The organism is Streptomyces sp. NPDC051286, from assembly GCF_044455345.1.
In the GTDB taxonomy this organism is placed as follows: domain Bacteria; phylum Actinomycetota; class Actinomycetes; order Streptomycetales; family Streptomycetaceae; genus Streptomyces.
In genome coordinates this window covers 71123-88989 of the sequence record NZ_JBITER010000017.1, presented here as the reverse complement: position 1 = coordinate 88989, position 17867 = coordinate 71123, and the positions used below count along the sequence as shown (strand labels likewise).

Genomic DNA, 17867 nt, shown 5'->3' with positions numbered 1-17867 from the left:
TGCGTACGGGCCGGTGCGTGGAGGGTTCCGCGCACCGGCCCGTACGGACCCCGGTTCAGTCCTGCTTCTCGCCGCTCGCGAAGCGCGAGATGACCAGGGCGACGATGATGATCGCGCCGTTGAGGAACTGGTTCCACAACGCCGGGACGCCGCCGAGGGTCATCACATTGACCACCAGCTGCAGCGTCAGTACGCCGGTCAGCGCACCGAACAGCGTGCCACGACCGCCCTTGAGGCTGATGCCGCCGATGACCGCCGCTGCGAACACCTGGAAGATCCAGCCGTTGCCCTGGGTCGCGGCGACCGCCCCGTAGTGGCCGGTGTAGAGGATGCCCGCGAAGGCCGCCAGCAGACCGCCGATGGCGAGCACGATCCAGGTGACGCGGTCGACCCGGATGCCCGCGGCCCGCGCCGCTTCCGGGTTGCCCCCGATCGCGTACAGCGAACGCCCGTGGCGCAGCCAGGCCAGCGCCGCGCCGCCGATCGCGAAGAGCACGAGGCAGATCCAGACCGCGGCCGGTGCGCCGAGCCACTCGCTCTTGCCGAGGTAGCGGAACGACTCAGGGACGTCGGTGATGGACTTGCCCTCAGTGATGCCGATGTGGAGTCCGCGCAGCATGGTGAGCATGCCGAGCGTGGCGATGAAGCCGTTGACCCGCAGCTTCAGCATCAGGAAGCCGTTGATCGCGCCGATCGCGAGCCCCACCAGCAGGCAGAGCGGGATCGCCGACCAGGTGGGCAGCAGGCCGAGGCCGGCGAAGCGGCCGCCCTCGGTGGGCAGCACCAGCCACATGGCGACGACGGGCGCGATGCCGATCGTCGACTCCAGCGACAGGTCCATCCGTCCGCAGATGAGGATCAGGGCCTGGCCGAGGACCAGCAGGCTGAGTTCGGAGGACTGCTGGACCACGCTGATCAGGTTGTCGGAGGTGAGGAAGACCGGCGAGACGATGAAGCCGATCACCATCAGCACCAGGATCACCGGCACCAGCGAGAAGTCGCTCCACCGGATCAGCCCCAGCCGTCTCAGCGGGCTGTCGTCGCCGAACCCGCCCCCCAGTCCTCCGTTGATGCCGTCGGCCGTCGACGGCCGTATCGTGCCGGTCATTCCCTTTCCCCCACACCTTCCATGGCGGCGACGAGTTCCCCGTCGGTCCACCCGCTTCCGAACGCCCGGACCACGCGCCCGTGGAACAGGGCGAGCACCCGGTCACAGACCCGCAGATCGTCCAGCTCGTCCGAGACGACGATTGCGGCATTGCCCTCGTCGGCGACCCGCCGGACGACGCCGAGCAGCGAGTCCTTGGACTTGACGTCCACACCCGCGGTGGGCCGGACCGCGACGAGCACGCTCGGCTTGCGGGCCAGTGCGCGGGCGACCACGACCTTCTGCTGGTTGCCGCCCGACAGCCCGGCGACGGGCTGTTCGGGTCCCTGTGTCTTGATGTCCAGCGACTCGATCATCGACTGTGCGAACTCCCTGGTGCGGGAGGGCAGTACGGTCCCCCACGGGCCGAGCTGGTCGGTGACCGTGAGGGTGGCGTTCTCGGCGACGCTGCGTCCCAGGACGAGGCCCTGGTCGTGCCGGTCCTCGGGGATGTATCCGATCCCGGCGTCCAGCGCGTGCGGCACGCTGCCGGACGGCACCGTCCTCCCGTGTACGTAGACCGTGCCGCCGGCCTTCCGCATCCCGGCGAGCGCCTCACCGAGCGCGGTGTTGCCACTGGCCGCGGATCCGGCGAGACCGAGCACCTCGCCGGGGCGGACCTGGAGGTCCAACGGCTCGAACTGGCCCTCCAGGTAGAGCTGTTCGGTGCGCAGCACGGGCTCCGCCGACGCGTCCCGTACCGCTGCCCCGTCACCGCCCGCGTGCCAGGCGGCGGGTCCGCTGCCCTTCTCGCCCGTCATCGCCGTGACCAGTTCGGTCTTGGTGAGGTCGGCGACCGGGGCGGTCAGGACGTGGCGGGCGTCGCGGTAGACGGTGACCGCGGTGCACAGGTCGTACACCTCCTGCAGATGGTGGGAGATGAACAGGAACGCCACTCCCTGGCTCTGCAGCTCCCTGAGCTTGTCGAAGAGCCGCCCGATGCCGCGGGCGTCGAGCTGGGCGGTCGGTTCGTCGAGGATGATCAGCCGGGCACCGAAGGAAAGCGCCCGGGCGATCTCGACGAACTGCCGCTGCTCCACGGCCAGATCCCTTGCCCGGGTGTTGGGGTCGACCTGGACCCCGTACTCGGCGAGGAGCTGCTCCGCACGCCTGCGGAGCCTCCCCCAGCTGATCCACCGCGACTCGTCGTCCAGCCGGCCGAGGAAGAGGTTCTCGGCCACGGTCAGATCGGGGACGACCATGGACTTCTGGTAGACGCACGCGACCTTCGACTGCCAGGCCGTGGTGTCCCCGAAGGCGGGCGCGGGCTCCCCGCCGAAGCGGACCGTGCCCGCGTCCGCCTTGTGCAGCCCCGTCAGGACGCCGACCAGCGTGGACTTGCCCGCGCCGTTACGGCCGACGAGGGCATGGGACTCCCCGGGGTGAACGGTGAGTTGCACACCGTCGAGCGCCACGGTGGGCCCGAAGCGTTTGACGACGCCTTCCGCCTGTACGGCAGGTGGTGGTGCCTGGTCCATGGCTAGCTCTTCTTCTCCAGCTGATTGGCCCACAGTTTCGGGTCGTCCACGTTGTCCTTGGTCACCAGGGGCGCGGGAAGCTGGTCCTCGAAACCATTGGGAATCTTGATGATGTTCGAGTCGTGGCCGGTCGGGCCTTCCTTGAAGGTCTTGCCGTCCAGGGCCGCCTTGGCGTAGTACAGCGCGTACTTCGCGTACAGGTCGGCGGGCTGCGAGATCGTCGCGTCGATCTTGCCCGCCCTGATGGCGTCGAACTCCTCCGGGATGCCGTCGTTGGAGATGATCGTGATGTGGCCCGCCGTACCGGCCGGCTTCAGCAGCTTCTTCTGCTCCAGCAGCGCGAGGGTCGGCTGCAGGAAGACGCCGCCGGCCTGCATGTAGATGCCGTTGATGTCGGGGTTCGCGGCGAGCGTGGACTGGAGCTTGGCGGACGCGACGTCGCCCTTCCAGTCGGTGGCCAGCTCGAAGACCTTGATGCCCGGGTAGTCCTTGTCCATGCAGGCCTTGAACGCCTCGGACCGGTCGCGGCCGTTGATCGAGGACAGGTCGCCCTGGAACTCGACGACCTTGCCCTTGCCCTTCAGCTGCTCGCCGAGGTACTTGCAGGCGTTGGTTCCGTAGGCCTTGTTGTCGGCGCGGACGACCATGTAGACGTTGCCCTTGTCGGGGCGGGTGTCGACGCTGATGACCGGGATCTTCTTGTCGTTCAGCGAGTTCAGCGACTCGGCGACGGCGCCGGTGTCCTGCGGGGCCATCACGACGGCCTTGGCGCCCTGGTCGGTGAACGTCTGGACATTGGCGACGAGCTTGCCGATGTCGTTCTGCGAGTTGGTCAGCGGCAGTGCCTTGACCTCGCCCGCCTTGACGCCCTTCTCGACGTAGTTCTGGTACGAGTTCCAGAAGTCGCTGTCGCTGCGCGGCAGGTCGATTCCGACCTTGCCGCCGCCCGCGCCGTCGTCGGTGGACTCGCGGTTGCAGCCCGCGAGGGCAGTGACGGCCAGCAGCACGGCGCAGGCTGCCGCACTCGTCGTACGCACTCTCATTGATGTCCCGTCCTTCGTGGAGTACTGGCTCGGTGCTCGGTTGGGTGGTGCGGCTCGTGCTCGGCGGGGTGGTGCGGCTCGTGCTCAGTGGGGTGGATCAGTTGCCGGCGGCCCGCAGGCGCAGGCCTTGCATTCCGCCGTCGACCGCGAGCGCCGTGCCCGTGACGGAGGCGGCGGCGGGGCTCGCGAGGTAGACGATCGCGGCAGCGACCTCGTCGGCCGACACGAGTCGTCCCAGCGGCTGGCGGGCGTTGAGTGCGGCGCGTTCGGCGGCCGGGTCGTCGGCCTGGCCGAGGAGCCGGCCGATCCACGGGGTGTCCGCGGTGCCGGGGTTGACGCAGTTGACGCGGACACCTTCGCGGACGTGATCTGCGGCCATGGCGAGGGTCAGCGAGAGCACCGCGCCCTTGCTGGCGCTGTACAGGGCGCGCTGCGGCAGTCCGGCGGTCGCCGCGATGGAACAGGTGTGGGTGATCGAGACGGCGCCGGGCCGGTCGGCCGCCGCACGCCGCAGATGGGGCAGGGAGTGCCGGGCGGTGCGGACCATGCCGAGGACATTGATGTCCAGGACCCGGGTCCACTCCTCGTCGGCGTTGTCCTCGACGGTGCCGATCGAGCCGATGCCCGCGTTGGACACGACGGTGTGCAGCGAGCCCAGTTCGGCGGCTGCCCGGTCGACCGCCTCGCGCACGGCGTCGTCGTCGGTGACGTCCGCCTTCACGGCGAGGGTGCCCTCGGGGGCGCCCGCGGTCTCCCGGTCGAGCACGGCCACGCGCGCGCCGCGTTCCAGCAGCAGCGTCGCGACGGCGGCCCCGATACCGGAGGCACCGCCCGTCACCAGGGCGGACATCCCCTCGAATTCCCTTGTGCCGGTCATCAGTTGGCCTCCTCGGGCGTGCGGCGGTCCTGCCATACGGGGCCCTCCGGGTAACGGTGTGCGGCGATCGAGTCGGGGAGCATCCGGGCGGAGAAGCCCGGGGAACGCGGAGCGACGTAGCGGCCCCCTTCGATCACGGTGGGGTCGGCGAAGTGTTCGTGGAGGTGGTCGACGTACTCGATCACGCGGTTCTCCCAGCTGCCGGAGACTGCCACGTAGTCGAACATCGACAGATGCTGCACCAGCTCGCACAGTCCGACGCCGCCCGCGTGCGGGCAGACCGGTACGCCGAACTTGGCGGCGAGCAGCAGGATCGCCAGGTTCTCGTTGACGCCCGCGACGCGCGCCGCGTCGATCTGGATGAAGTCGACGGCGCCTGCCTGGAGCAGCTGCTTGAACACGACGCGGTTGGCGACGTGTTCACCGGTGGCGACCTTGACCGGCTGCCCGGCCCGGACTGCGGCGTGCCCGAGGATGTCGTCGGGGCTGGTCGGCTCCTCGATCCAGTGCGGGTCGAACGGCGCGAGCGCGGTCATCCACTCCACCGCGTCGGCGACGTCCCACCGCTGGTTGGCGTCGACGGCGATCCTGATGTCCGGTCCGACGGCCTGGCGGGCCAGGGAGAGCCGGCGCACGTCGTCGCCGAGGTCTCCGCCGACCTTCAGCTTGATCTGGGTGAAGCCGTCCGCGACGGCCTCCTTCGCCAGTCGGACCAGCTTCTCGTCGGCGTAGCCGAGCCAGCCGGGCGACGTGGTGTACGCGGGGTAGCCCTCGGCACGCAGCCGTTCGGCTCGCCCGGCGCGGCCCGGTTCGGCCGTCCGGAGGATCTCGAGGGCCTCGTCCGGGGTGAGGACATCGGTCAGATAGCGGAAATCGACGAGGGAGACGAGCTCCTCCGGGGTCATTTCGGCGAGGAACTGCCAGACGGGTCTGCCCGCCTGCTTCGCGGCCAGGTCCCAGGCGGCGTTGACGACCGCGCCCGCCGCCATGTGCATCACGCCCTTCTCCGGGCCGAGCCAGCGCAGTTGCGAGTCATGGGTGAGCTCGCGGTACAGCGCGCCGAGATCGGCGGCGGTACGGGGGGCCGGGCGGCCGACCACGTACGGGCGCAGCGCGTCGATCGCGGCCGCCATCACCTCGTTGCCGCGCCCGATGGTGAAGCAGAAGCCATGACCCTCGATACCGGCTCCGTCGTCGTCCGAGCCGTCCGGGGCATCCGTACGCAGTACGACATAGGCGGCGGAGTAGTCGGGATCGGGGTTCATGGCGTCCGAGCCGTCCAGTTGCTCCGAGGTCGGGAAACGGATGTCGTGGACCTCGAAGTCCGTGACGGTCTGACTCATGTGCGCCCCCAGGGGAATAACATCGGACCTCTGTTCTGGTCATCCGATGTATAGCGTCACGAAGGCGCCAACGTCCAGAGTTGAGCCGAAATTCACCGGACACAGCTCGGATGAATTCGGAGACTGGTGCCTCGGTTGGGCCGGTGATGCCCCCTGGGGCCAGGTTCACCCGGTCTTGGACAGGGGCTGCGGCGATGGCGCCGCAGGGCGCCGGGAGCCCACTCCCTACCGTGGGGGAGGCCGTAAGGTTGGTTCGTACGCAAGGGAACTTCGGAAGGAGGCCTGGGTGATCGAGCTCGCGGGGGTTCCCGAGCTGATCGACCCGGTCATGGTGGCCGCGTTCGAGGGGTGGAACGACGCAGGTGACGCCGCCTCCACAGCGGTCGCGCACCTGGACCGGGAGTGGAAGGGCGAGGTGTTCGCGGCGCTCGACGCCGAGGACTACTACGACTTCCAGGTCAACCGGCCGACGGTCTGGCTGGACGGCGGAGTACGCAAGATCACCTGGCCCACCACGCGGCTCTCCGTGGTCCGTATCGGCGGGGACAAGCCCCGCGATCTCGTCCTGGTGCGCGGTATCGAGCCGTCGATGCGCTGGCGCTCGTTCTGCAACGAGATCCTGGGCTTCGCCCATGAGCTGGGCGTCGAGATGGTGGTGGTGCTGGGCGCCCTGCTCGGCGACACCCCGCACACCCGCCCGGTGCCGGTCAGCGGAGTCACCTCCGACCCGGATCTGGCACGGACCATGGATCTGGAGGAGACCCGGTACGAGGGGCCGACGGGCATCGTCGGCATCCTTCAGGAGGCGTGCACGCATGCGGGTGTGCCCGCGGTGAGCCTCTGGGCGGCCGTGCCGCACTACGTGTCGCAGCCGCCCAACCCGAAGGCCACCATGGCGCTGCTGAATCGCCTGGAGGACCTGCTCGGACTGCGCATCCCGCTGGGCGAACTGCCCGAGGACGCGCGGGCCTGGCAGCTCGGGGTCGATCAACTGGCCGCCGAGGACAGCGAAGTGGCGGAGTACGTGCAGACGCTGGAGGAGGCCCGGGACACCGCGGAGCTTCCCGAGGCGACGGGCGAAGCCATCGCCCGGGAGTTCGAGCGGTATCTGCGGCGCCGGGACATCGGCCCGGGCTCCGGACCGGGCCAGGCGCCGGGCGGGCATGCGACGGAGGGCGGCGACGCCTCGTACCTGCGCGACACGTCGAGCGGCCGCACCAGGCCGCCGAAGCCGTCGCGGCCGGAGACGGGGACACGACCGGGAACCTCTGGCGAGCCCACTCAGGAGCAACCCTCCGACGACGACAACGACTCCGAAGATTCATCGGAGGACTGACGGCGATGCGCCGGGCGGGCACTCGACCCGCCCGGCGCACCACTGCCCAGCCGGCGTCTCAGAGCCTGTCGGTGACCTCTGATCGGGCGGCCACGCCCTGGCACGCACGCTTCCGGCGTTGCCGAAATGCCCTGGTAGCTCCTTCCCCAAGCTCTCCACTTCGTTCGAGCAGGGGAGACCCCACCCAAGGCCATCCCGGCGCCTTGGAATCGCACGCACCATGCCGCGTCCGCTCTCCGATCGAAGGTCACCCGACAGGCTCTCAGGAGCAACCGAAGCGCGCCGCGGCCCAGTCCCCGTGGTCACCGGTCTTGGATCCGTTGGTGTCGGTGACCTTCAGATGCACGTGGCGCGCACCGGTGACGTCCACATCGACCGGCACGGTGGCCGATGCCCCGGTCACCTTCGGCGAGGTCCACAGCACCTTGCCGTCCGCCTCGACGGAGAACGCCACTTCGCCGTAGCCGTTGATCTCGTCGTCGATCCCGGCGTCCGCGGTGAACGTGGTGCAACGTCCGCCGAGGTAGACCTCGATGTCGGAGTCGGCGTGGGTGCCGATCCCCTTCGCGTAGGTCTTCCCGGCGAGGGTGAGGGTGTGTCCGTCGGTCGCGCCCGACTCGCCGTTGCTGCGGTCGCGTTCGGCCGGCCCGTAGCCGTTGGTCGACTTCAGCCACACCATCTCGCTCGCCCAGGTGTCGGCGGTCGGCGGCTCGGGCATCGCCGCGGCCGCGAACCGCTGGACGGTGGTACGGGATTCGCCCGCCGCCCGGTAACGGGCGAGCGCGGTGATCCGGGCCTCGCCCATGGCGTCCTTCGCCGGGGTGACCGCCACCTCGACCCGCCGGGTGGTGCCCGCCTGGATCCGGTCCACGGTGCTCGCCGGGGTGACCTGCCAGCCTTCGGGGACGTCCAGGCTGACCGCGGCGTCCGTCACATCGGCGCTGCCCGCGGTGACATCGACGGCCACCGTACCCGCGACGCCCGCCCCGATCTCCTGCCCGTCCGGCGCGGAGACGACGGCCGTGGCGGCCGTGTTCTTCCCGCCGACGGCGCTGGTGTCTTCCAGCTTCACGCTGAACTTCTTGCCGGTGGAGAGCGGCGCGGTCTTGATCTTCACGACTCCGCCGCGGTCGTCCTGGTCGTACCACCAGCCCTGCTTCGCGGTCTTGTACGCGGCCGCGGAACCCAGCCGGGGCAGCTTGCCGTCGAGCTTCACCGCGCTCGGCGCGGACCCGGTGTGCACGCTGAACTCGTACGGCCGCCTGCTCTGCTTTCCGGTGAAGTCCCCCTTGCTCGCACCGATGTTCACGGTGATGTCGCCCGCGCCCCGGACGGGTGCGTCGACGTCCGCCCGCTGGGTGGCGTACTTGCCGTCGCGGTGCTGCCGGGTGACACCGTCGTCCTCGTACAGCGTGAAGGAGGACGCGCCCTGCGGGTAGATGTCCCAGGCCAGCGAGGAGTCGGCGGTCCGGTCCTGGTACGAGCGGATGCCCGGCCACATCGGCACACTGGCTCCGGCCTTCACGAAGAGCGGCAGGGTGTCGAGCGGGGCGCTGTAGTTGTCGACGGTGGTGGGCCCCTGGTAGGTGCGGCCGCTCCAGTAGTCGATCCAGGTGCCCTTCGGCAGATAGATCCCGTCGCGGTGGGTGCTGTCCTGGTAGACGGGTGCGACGAGGAAGTCCTCGCCGGACATGAACTCGTACTTCGCCGCGTCCGTCGCGGCCTTCGGGTCGTGCGGGTATTCGAGGACGAGCGGACGGGCCATGCCGACGCCGGTCTTGGTCGCCTCGTGCGCGTACGAGTACTGGTAGGGCAGCAGCGACTCCTTGAGCTTGAGGTAGTCACGGTTGATGGAGGTGTAGGGCTCGCCGTAACGGAAGGGCTGCTTGTCGCTGGCCGCCCAGCCGTCCATCGTCATCGTGGTGCCCAGGAACATCTTCCACTGGAGATCACGGGTGTACGTCTTGGCGCTGCCGCCGAAGATGCCGTCGACGTCGCCTGTCGTGTAGGCGAGTCCGGACATCGTGGCGCCCGCGTAGGTCGGGATCTGCCAGCGGATGTAGTCCCAGGTGCCGGACTGGTCACCGGACCACTGGACGCCGCAGCGCTGCGCGCCCGCCCAGCTCTCCGGGGCGTAGGTGAAGCCGCGGCCGTCGCTGTTGTCCTCGATGCCCTTGTACGCGTCCTTGCAGCCGTCCAGCGCGAACTTGTAGCCCGGGCCGACCCAGGCGACGTCCAGCTTGGCGACCCGCTGGCCCGCCTTGACCTGGTCGGCGATCTTGTCGATGCCGTCCTCGGTCCACAGGCCGAGCTGCATGCCGCGGTCCTGGAGACCCTTGGTGGTCTCGGCGAGGTCCTCGTGGCCGCAGCCGTAGCCGTCGTTGACGAGCATCCAGCCGTTCGGCATGTCGTGCTCGACGTATCCGTCGGCGACCTTCAGGGCATCCAGGGTGCGGCGCTCACCGCGGTTGGCATTGTGCAGGTAGCAGTCGGAGTCGCCGATCTCCATCCCGTACACGGGCGGCAGGAAGGGCTTGCCGGTGAGCTTCGTGTACTGCCCGATGACATCCTTGGCGTCGTCGCCGGCGAAGTAGTAGGCGTCGAAGCGCTGTTCCTTCGCGCTGGTGGTCACCGGGTCGGTGAACGCGTAGGTGTTGGGCGCGTAGGTGTTGCGGAAGACGCCGTACCCGGCGGAGGACAGGTAGAACGGCACGGAGTTGGGGTGACCGCCGTCGTTCCAGTTGTAGTCGACGCCGACCTCGACGGTCTTGTCGCGGTGCGAGGTGTTGCCGCGCCCGTTCTGCATGCCGGCGCCGTAGAACTGCTCGTCGGCGCCGCGGGCCAGCGTCTGGGTGGTGCGCTTCCCGTCCCAGCTCAGCCCCTTGGCCTCGGACCAGACGAGGCTGCCGTCGGCCCGGTGGAGCTCGAAGCGCAGCGGCGACTTGTAGGCGCGCAGCGTGACGCTGTCGGTGGACAGCTCGTACCGGTCGCTCTTCTCGTTCCACCGGGTGTGCGGCGGGGCGCCCTGCGGCAGGACGATGTCGTCGCCGGTGGGGTCGGAGAACGTACCGTCCGGGGCGAGTTCGATACGGAAGGTCTCGTCGGTGACGAAGCTGACCCGGGCCTCGGCGGAGCCCGCTCTGAGGTGGTAGACGGACCCGTCGGCGGAGAAACCACTCAGATCACCGACCGTCGTGGCTTCGGGCGCGGCGGGTTCGGCCTGTGCGCTGCCGGGTCCCGCAAACACGGCAGCCAGTCCCAGCAGAGCTGCAACTGCCACCATTCTGATGCGTGTTGATGATTGCATAGAGAGCTTTTAGCGCAACCGCGAGCATTTGACCATGGACAAAACGACACCGGCCCCGAACTTCGTAGAGAAGTCCGAGGCCGGTCAACAGGCGGAGAAAGACGGGTTGTTACAGTTGTTACAGCGTGTTACAGCGCGACGCCCAGCAGCGCGTCGACGGTGCGCGAGACGAGGCCCGGTGCACCCTCGTCCGTACCGCCCTCGGCATTCTGGCGCTCGGCCCAGCGGTCCACGGCGGCCAGAGCGGCCGGTGCGTCCAGGTCGTCGGCGAGGGCCTCACGGACCTCTTCGACGAGGGCGTCGGCGGACAGTCCGTCGGGCCGCGAAACGGCGGAACGCCACCGTGCGAGCCGCTCGACGGCGTCGGCGAGCACCTGGTCGGTCCACTCCCAGTCCGACCGGTAGTGGTGCGAGAGCAGCGCCAGCCTGATCGCGGCCGGATCCACGCCGTCACGGCGCAGCGTCGACACGAAGACCAGGTTGCCCCGGGACTTGGACATCTTCTCGCCGTCCAGAGCGACCATGCCGGCGTGCACGTACGCCTGGGCGAACGGGTGCTCGCCGGTCAGCACCTGGGCATGCGAGGCGCCCATCTCGTGGTGCGGGAAGGCGAGGTCGGACCCGCCTCCCTGGACGTCGAAGCCCATGCCGAGGTGGTCCAGGGCGATGGCCACACACTCGATGTGCCAGCCGGGCCGGCCGGCACCGAGCGAGGCACCGTCCCAGCTCGGCTCACCCTCGCGGGCGGCCATCCAGAGCATCGGGTCGAGCGGGTTCTTCTTCCCCGGGCGCTCCGGGTCGCCCCCGCGCTCTGCGGAGAGCAGCCGCATCGCCTCGGCGTCCAGGTTGGACACCTCGCCGAAGTGCGGGTCGGTCTCGACGGAGAAGTACACGTCTCCGTCGAGCTCGTAGGCGGCACCGGCGTCCCGGAGCCGTTCGACGAGCGGGACGATGCCGGGTATGGCCTCCACCGCGCCGATGTAATGCTTCGGCGGAAGCATGCGCAGGGCGGTCATGTCCTCGCGGAAGAGTGCGGTCTCGCGCTCGGCGAGCTCGGTCCAGTCCTGACCGTCACGCACGGCCCGCTCCAGCAGCGGATCATCCACGTCGGTCACATTCTGGACATAGTGAACCTGCCGCTTGGTGTCGAGCCACACGCGCTGAACGAGGTCGAACGCGTTGTAGGTCGCCGCATGACCCATGTGGGTCGCGTCGTACGGCGTGATGCCGCAGACGTAGATGCGGGCGACGGGACCAGGGTCAAGAGCGATCCGTCCGCCGGTCGCGGTGTCGTGGATCCGAAGGTCGCGGCCCTTGCCAGGCAGGGCGGGGACCTCAGAAGCGGGCCAGGCATGCATGTCATGAGCGTAACCGGACGTTGCTTCCGGATACGAACCGGATACGGGATCCTGGCCGAAGAGACGGTCTTGCGCTTCCGTAGTGCCCGCCCCCACCCCGCCACTTCCCGGAACCGTGGCTCTGCCCCGGCCCGCGGCCTCCGCCGCCGGACGGCCTGTGCGAGTCCCGCGGGCCCCCTCGGACGGCGGAACGGCCTCCCCCGCGACGGGGAGTGAATCGGCGGGCGGCGTCTCATGCGGCTTCGACGACAACGCCGCAGGCGGAGTCGCAAGGCGTCGGGAGCCCACTCCCTGTCGCGGCTGAGAGCCTGTCGGGCTCGACGTCCGGCCACCCACCGCCGGGAAGATTCCGCCCGGACCTTCACGGGACGGGGTCCGGGGGCAGAGCCCCCGAAAACCAGCCCCTCCGGCGCTTGAGGAGCGGGGGGTCAGAGGCGGCGCCTCCGGGTCCGGGGAGGCACGGGCAGGGGAAACGGCCCCCGGCCTGTCACACCGGCGGCCAGGGGATCGCGGGCCACCCGCCACTCGGCTCCGGGTGCCGCCCCGTCACCCGCAGCGCCTCCACCCGCCCCCGCAACGCATCGATCTCCGCCGCAGTGATCAGCTCCGCCAGTCGGGTGACCAGCGCCGTCCCCGGCGCCAGCCCTTCCGCCAGCCGGTCCAGCACATCGACGGCCTCGGCCGTCAGCGGTTCCCCCGCCCATCCCCAGAGCAGCGTCCGCAGCTTGTCGTCCGCATTGAACGTCACTCCGTGGTCGATGCCGTACAGCCGGCCGTCCGGCGCCGGCATCAGGTGCCCGCCCTTCCGGTCGGCGTTGTTGATCACCGCGTCGAGGACTGCCAGCCGCCGCAGCCGCGGATCGTCCGCGTGCACCAGCAGAGCCGTCCTCCCCTCGCCCACCTCGGCCCGGGCGACGGCCTTCCACCCGTCCCCCGGCTCCTCGTCCTCGACGAGCGCCAGCAGCGGAGGCTCACCGTCCGCGGATGCCTCCGAGGGCGCCTCGATCCACAGCTGGCACATCCCCTCCCCGTACGGCCCGTCCCGCAGCACGGTCGGCGGCACCAGCCCCCATCCCGTCACCTCGGAGATCTCGTACGCGGCGACCTCGCGCCCGGCGAGCGTGCCGTCCGGGAAGTCCCACAGCGGCTGTTCCCCGGCGACGGGCTTGTATACGCAGGTGCGTTCCTCGCCCTCGTACGCGACCGTGCAGTAGAGCACCGCATTGGACGCGTCACGGATCTGGCCGCGGACGGTGAGCTGTCCCTCAGTGAGCAGGGTGATCAGCCGGGTGTCCGTCAGGCTCCCCGTCGGTATCCGTTCTGGCGCGGGCATACGTGTCCTTCCGGGTCGAGCGGCAGGCTGCACAGCGGGCACGGCGGACGGCCGGCGTTCACGACATCCAGGGCGCGCTTGGCGAATGCCCGCGCCTGCGCGCCGCTGAGCCGGACCCGGAGCATCGGCGGGCCGTTCTCCTCGTCCTGCAGCATCCGTTCCTCGGCCTCCGCGAGATCGTCGTCGGAGTCCGCGTCCAGCTCGACCAGGGCCTGCGCCTCGACGATCATGCGCTGTTCCTCGCCGTCCCAGGCGAGAGCCATCGTGCCGACCCGGAACTCCTCCTCGACGGGCACGTCGAGCGGAGCGGTGTCGGTGACGTCCATCGGGGCCACTGCGGGCACCGGCGAGTTCCCGCCGGTCCTCCGCACGACCTCGTCGAGCAGTTCGTCGATCCGCTCGGCGAGCGCGGCGACCTGGGTCTTCTCCAGGGCCACGCTGGTGACACGTCCGCCTGAGGAAGCCTGCAGGAAGAACGTACGGCGTCCAGGCAGCCCGACCGTACCGGCCACGAAACGGTCCGGGGGGTCGTAGAGGAACACCTGACGGGACACGTCCTGTCTCCCTTGAGAATTGACGGCAAATGAGGGGCGGCCGGGTTCCGGGAGAGTCCCGGAGGGAAGGGCGCCTACGGCGCGTCCACCCTACTGCGCGGAGCGATCACGGCGCCCCAGCGCCGCCACCGACCACCGCATCCGTACCTGCTTCCGTATCCGTGGCCGCGCCGGCGCTCTCCTCGCGCGGCTCCAGCGACGCGAAGTCCCCGGTGTCGCCGAGCCGCAGCAGGAAGGGCCGCAGCCGTGTGTAGCGGATCGCGGTGACCGAGCAGGGTTCGGCCTGGATCCGCTGGAAGAGGTCGAGATGCATCCCGAGCGCGTCGGCGACGACGGACTTGATGATGTCGCCGTGCGAGCACATCACGTACACCGCCCCGTCACCGTGCTCGGCCTCGATCCGGGCGTTCCACTCCCGTACGGCCTCGACGGCGCGCGCCTGCATCGCCCGCATCGACTCACCGCCGGGAAAGGCCGCGGCCGAGGGGTGCTGCTGCACGACGGACATCAGCGGCTCGTCGGTGAGTTCTGCGAGTTTGCGCCCCGACCAGTCGCCGTAGTCGCATTCGCTGATCCGCTCCTCGGTGTGCAGCGGCAGCCCCGGCCGGGCGTCGAGCAGCGGCTGCAGAGTCTCCCGGCAGCGCTGCAGCGGGCTGCTGACGGCGGCGGCGAGGGGCAGGGAGGCCAGCCGCTCGTCGAGCGCGACACCGGGGGTCCGGCCGGCGAGCACCCCGGCCGTGTTGGCGGTGGAGCGTCCGTGGCGTACGAGGATCAGGGTGGGCATACGGGCCAGCGTAGGCCGATGCCCGTCGGAAGATGCGTCGGGGACCGGAGCAGGGAAGAATGCGCGCCGTGATTGTGGATTGCGCGATTTATCGGGATGGGCGTCGCACCGACGGACCTGCCGACTTCTCCGATGCCCTCGACGAGGCGCGGGCCACCGGGGACGCGTTTCTGTGGATCGGGCTGCACGAGCCCACGGAGAGGGAGTTCGACCTCGTCAGCAGCGAGTTCGGACTGCATCCACTGGCCGTGGAGGACGCGCTGAGCGCGCACCAGCGGCCGAAGCTGGAGGTGTACGACGACTCCCTCTTCGTGGTCATCAAGCCGGTGGTGTACGAACCCGAGGACGACACCGTCACCACCGACGAGCTGATGATCTTCATAGGCGACTCGTTCGTCGTGACGGTCCGGCACGGGGAGAGCGCGCCGCTCGCCGAGGTACGCCGTCGGCTGGAGGCCGATCCCGAGGTGCTCAAGCACGGCCCCACCTCGGTCCTGTACGCGGTCAGCGACGCCGTCGTCGACCACTACATCGATGTGGCCGCGGAACTCGAGGTCGACCTGGAGGAACTGGAGACCGAGGTCTTCTCACCGAGCAGCGCCATCGACACCAAGAACATCGCGTCACGCATCTACACCTTCAAGCGGCAGGTGCTGGAGTTCCGCCGGGCCGCCGGCCCGCTGAACGCGCCCATGGCCCGGCTGGCAGGCGCCACCGTGCCGTTCGTCGACGAGCACTCGCAGCCGTTCTTCCGGGACGTGAGCGACCATCTGACGCGTGCCAACGAGCACGTGGAGGGGCTGGACCGGCTGCTCTCCGACATCCTCTCCGCCCATCTGGCGCAGACGGGGCTGCGGCAGAACGACGACATGCGAAAGATCTCGGCGTGGGCCGCCATGGCGGCCGTACCGACGATGGTGGCGGGGATCTACGGCATGAACTTCGAGCACATGCCGGAGCTGCGCTGGGTGTGGGCCTACCCGACGGTGATCGGGCTGATGGGCTGCGCGGTCTTCGGCCTGTACCGCCTGTTCAAGCACCACGGCTGGCTCTGACGACGGGCTGCCCGCCGAAGGCACGGCTCAGATCCTGTCGGGTGACGTCCGCCCGATCAGAGGTCGCCCGACAGGCTCTCAGGCGTACTCGGGCGCCGGTACCGCCGGGCCGCCCAGCGCGTCGCGCCGCTCGGGCGGTTGCAGGCTGACCATGCGCCGCCAGCCGACGAGCCGTTCGTACACGTAGACGCCGTGGATCCCCGCGGCGAGCACCACCGCCCTGGCCCTGGACCAGCCCAGGATGCGGCCCATGTGGGCCATCACGGCGAGGCTGACATCGCGGTACACCCGGATCTCGGCGAGGGCGCACTCACGCAGGATGCGCTGGATCGTCCGGCCGTGTCCGGCGCGGGCGAGGCGGAGCAGCTCTTCGTGGCAGTACGCCAGGTGGTTGTCCTCGTCGTTCGAGATCATCTTCACCGCACGGCCCACGTCGGGGTGGTCGGCGAAATACCTGTGGAGCGTTTTCATCTGCTCGGAGGCGCGCTGCTCGGTGACCCGGCTGTGCGCCAGATATGTGACGATGTCGAGCTCGGAGAGCGGCTCGTCACGTATCAGCCGCTCGTGGGCGAGGCCGATGCCGTGCTTCTCCAGCAGCATCGTGTAGTCGGTCTCGTGCGGCACCTCGGTCGGCCGCAGCCCGCGCTTCTTCAGCAGGGCGTGGAAGATCCGGCCGTGCTTGTCCTCGTCGGCGCCGTGCCGGACGATCTTGGGAACGAGGGCGCGCTGGCTCTCGGGGGCCAGGGCCGCGATACGGCCGTTCTCCCAGCCGCCCTGACTCTCGCCACCTGCGGCGATCGAACAGAAGAGCCGGAACGACTCGTCGTTGTCGAGGATCTCCTGGAACAGGTTCTTTGCCGAGAGCATCGCTGGCGCCTCCGTACCGGTGTCCGCAGAAGGAAATTCAAATGCGGCACGGGAGGGCAGGCAACAGGAGGCATCTCGGGCAGGGCCGAACGGGTGCCGCGTAACCGATGGGGGCCGGGCGCGTTGTGCTGCGTAACGGCCGTGGCGGGGAAGACCCCCGAGCCCCCACCACGGCCGTAGTGCTGCCCGCGGGCGGTTGGGGCGTGCAGGGCAGGACCTAGGCCAGGCCGGACCGCTCCAGCGCGTCCGTACCGGCGCGCAGCGCGGCGATCCGCTCCTCGCGGGTGAAACCGGCCGGAGCGAGGGTCAGGGTCGTGACACCGGCGGCGGCGTAGGCCTGCATGCGCTCCGCGATGCGATCGACCGAACCGAGCAGCGTGGTCTGGTCGATCAGCTGGTGCGGTACCGCGGCGGCGGCGCCGGTCTTGTCACCGGACAGGTATGCGTCCTGAATCTCGGCGGCTTCCTTCTCGTATCCCATGCGCTGGGCGAGCTGGTTGTAGAAGTTCTGCTTGCGGCTGCCCATGCCGCCGACGTACAGCGCGGTGTACGGGCGGAACATGTCGGCGAGTCCGTTGATGTCGTCACCGATGGCGAGCGGCAGCGTCGGGCAGACGTCGAAGCCGTCCATGGTCTTCCCGGCCTTCTCGCGGCCCGCCCGCAGGTGCTTCACCGCGGTGTCCTCGAGATGGTCGGCGGACGGGAAGATCAGCAGCGCGCCGTCGGCGATCTCGCCGGTCTGCTCCAGGTTCTTCGGGCCGATCGCGGCGATGTAGAGCGGAATGTGCTCGCGCTGCGGGTGGACGGTGAGCTTGATGGGCTTGCCGGGACCGTCCGGCAGCGGAAGCGTCCAGTGCTCGCCCTCGTACGAGAGCCGCTCGCGGGACATCGCCCGGCGGACGATCTCCACGTACTCCCGGGTGCGGGCCAGCGGCTTGTCGAACTTGACGCCGTACCAGCCCTCGGAGACCTGCGGCCCCGACACACCGAGGCCGAGACGGAACCGGCCGCCGGAGAGCGAGTCGAGGGTGGCGGCGGTCATCGCCGTCATGGCGGGCTGGCGGGCCGGGATCTGCATGATCGCGGAGCCGACGTCGATGGACTCGGTCTGGGCGGCGACCCAGGTGAGCACGGTCGGCGCGTCGGAGCCGTAAGCCTCGGCCGCCCAGCAGACGTCGTAGCCGAGCCGGTCGGCCTCCTGGGCGACGGCGAGGTTGTCGCCGTCCATTCCCGCGCCCCAGTAGCCGAGATTGATGCCGAGCCGCATAACCGCTCCCCTTACTGATCAGTAACGTCCCTGTGGTCCGGACTCTAGCGCGCACCACGCGGATCCGGCAGGGGCGACGTGACCCCGGGTTGTCCACAGGCTTCCTCCCCGTGGAGTT

The 17867-nt window shown here is 69.7% G+C and carries 14 protein-coding genes; 2 read left to right on the top strand and 12 right to left on the bottom strand.

All coding sequences use genetic code 11. The annotated features are described in order from the left end of the window. Positions 1-55: 55 nt before the first annotated feature. From ACIBB8_RS19150 to ACIBB8_RS19130, 5 genes are all read right to left on the bottom strand, one after another. Positions 56-1108, bottom strand: a complete 1053-nt coding sequence (locus tag ACIBB8_RS19150) for an ABC transporter permease (RefSeq protein WP_398953544.1) — start codon at positions 1106-1108, stop codon at positions 56-58. Beyond that, the gene (locus ACIBB8_RS19145; protein ID WP_398953542.1) at positions 1105-2625 is read right to left on the bottom strand and encodes a sugar ABC transporter ATP-binding protein; all 1521 of its coding nucleotides are present in this window, start codon (positions 2623-2625) and stop codon (positions 1105-1107) included. The genes ACIBB8_RS19150 and ACIBB8_RS19145 overlap by 4 nt, the downstream gene beginning before the upstream one ends. A gap of 2 nt (positions 2626-2627) precedes the next feature. Further along, positions 2628-3668, bottom strand: a complete 1041-nt coding sequence (locus ACIBB8_RS19140; RefSeq protein ID WP_398953540.1) for a sugar ABC transporter substrate-binding protein — start codon at positions 3666-3668, stop codon at positions 2628-2630. 97 nt (positions 3669-3765) lie between these two features. After that, entirely contained in the window at positions 3766-4545 is a 780-nt protein-coding gene (locus ACIBB8_RS19135) for an SDR family NAD(P)-dependent oxidoreductase (protein WP_398953538.1), read from the bottom strand. Continuing rightward, the gene (locus ACIBB8_RS19130; RefSeq protein WP_398953535.1) at positions 4545-5888 is read right to left on the bottom strand and encodes an L-fuconate dehydratase; all 1344 of its coding nucleotides are present in this window, start codon (positions 5886-5888) and stop codon (positions 4545-4547) included. Before ACIBB8_RS19130 ends, ACIBB8_RS19135 begins: the two co-directional genes overlap by 1 nt. A gap of 286 nt (positions 5889-6174) precedes the next feature. On the opposite strand from ACIBB8_RS19130, the gene ACIBB8_RS19125 reads away from it, so the two are divergent. Then, positions 6175-7224 carry a PAC2 family protein gene (locus ACIBB8_RS19125; RefSeq protein WP_398953533.1) on the top strand — a complete coding sequence of 350 codons (1050 nt, stop codon included), beginning with the start codon at positions 6175-6177 and terminating at the stop codon, positions 7222-7224. Between the two features lie 262 nt (positions 7225-7486). Here the strand turns inward: ACIBB8_RS19125 and ACIBB8_RS19120 are convergent, their stop codons facing one another. The 5 genes from ACIBB8_RS19120 to ACIBB8_RS19100 all read right to left on the bottom strand — a co-directional run bounded on the left by ACIBB8_RS19120 (position 7487) and on the right by ACIBB8_RS19100 (position 14560). Next, entirely contained in the window at positions 7487-10531 is a 3045-nt protein-coding gene (locus tag ACIBB8_RS19120; protein ID WP_398953531.1) for an NPCBM/NEW2 domain-containing protein, read from the bottom strand. Positions 10532-10659: 128 nt separating this feature from the next. Beyond that, positions 10660-11889 (bottom strand): cysteine--1-D-myo-inosityl 2-amino-2-deoxy-alpha-D-glucopyranoside ligase, encoded by a 1230-nt coding sequence (gene mshC / locus ACIBB8_RS19115; protein ID WP_398953529.1) that lies wholly within the window; start codon positions 11887-11889, stop codon positions 10660-10662. Between the two features lie 487 nt (positions 11890-12376). Beyond that, the gene (locus ACIBB8_RS19110; protein ID WP_398953527.1) at positions 12377-13222 is read right to left on the bottom strand and encodes an SCO1664 family protein; all 846 of its coding nucleotides are present in this window, start codon (positions 13220-13222) and stop codon (positions 12377-12379) included. Continuing rightward, the gene (locus ACIBB8_RS19105; RefSeq protein WP_030918365.1) at positions 13186-13776 is read right to left on the bottom strand and encodes a DUF3090 domain-containing protein; all 591 of its coding nucleotides are present in this window, start codon (positions 13774-13776) and stop codon (positions 13186-13188) included. The genes ACIBB8_RS19110 and ACIBB8_RS19105 overlap by 37 nt, the downstream gene beginning before the upstream one ends. Before the next feature lie 106 nt (positions 13777-13882). Continuing rightward, positions 13883-14560, bottom strand: coding sequence for a histidine phosphatase family protein (locus ACIBB8_RS19100; protein ID WP_398953525.1), 678 nt, complete (start codon positions 14558-14560; stop codon positions 13883-13885). A gap of 59 nt (positions 14561-14619) precedes the next feature. Here ACIBB8_RS19100 and corA point away from each other — a divergent pair, with 59 nt between their 5' ends. Continuing rightward, on the top strand, positions 14620-15615 hold the full coding sequence (gene corA / locus ACIBB8_RS19095) for a magnesium/cobalt transporter CorA (protein ID WP_398953523.1): 996 nt from the start codon (positions 14620-14622) through the stop codon (positions 15613-15615). A gap of 78 nt (positions 15616-15693) precedes the next feature. On the opposite strand, the gene ACIBB8_RS19090 is transcribed toward corA, so the two are convergent. Next, positions 15694-16482: a ferritin-like domain-containing protein gene (locus ACIBB8_RS19090; RefSeq protein ID WP_398953521.1), complete on the bottom strand. Its 789-nt coding sequence runs from the start codon at positions 16480-16482 to the stop codon at positions 15694-15696. Between the two features lie 217 nt (positions 16483-16699). Further along, positions 16700-17749 carry an LLM class F420-dependent oxidoreductase gene (locus tag ACIBB8_RS19085; protein WP_398953519.1) on the bottom strand — a complete coding sequence of 350 codons (1050 nt, stop codon included), beginning with the start codon at positions 17747-17749 and terminating at the stop codon, positions 16700-16702. Between the last annotated feature and the right edge of the window lie 118 nt (positions 17750-17867).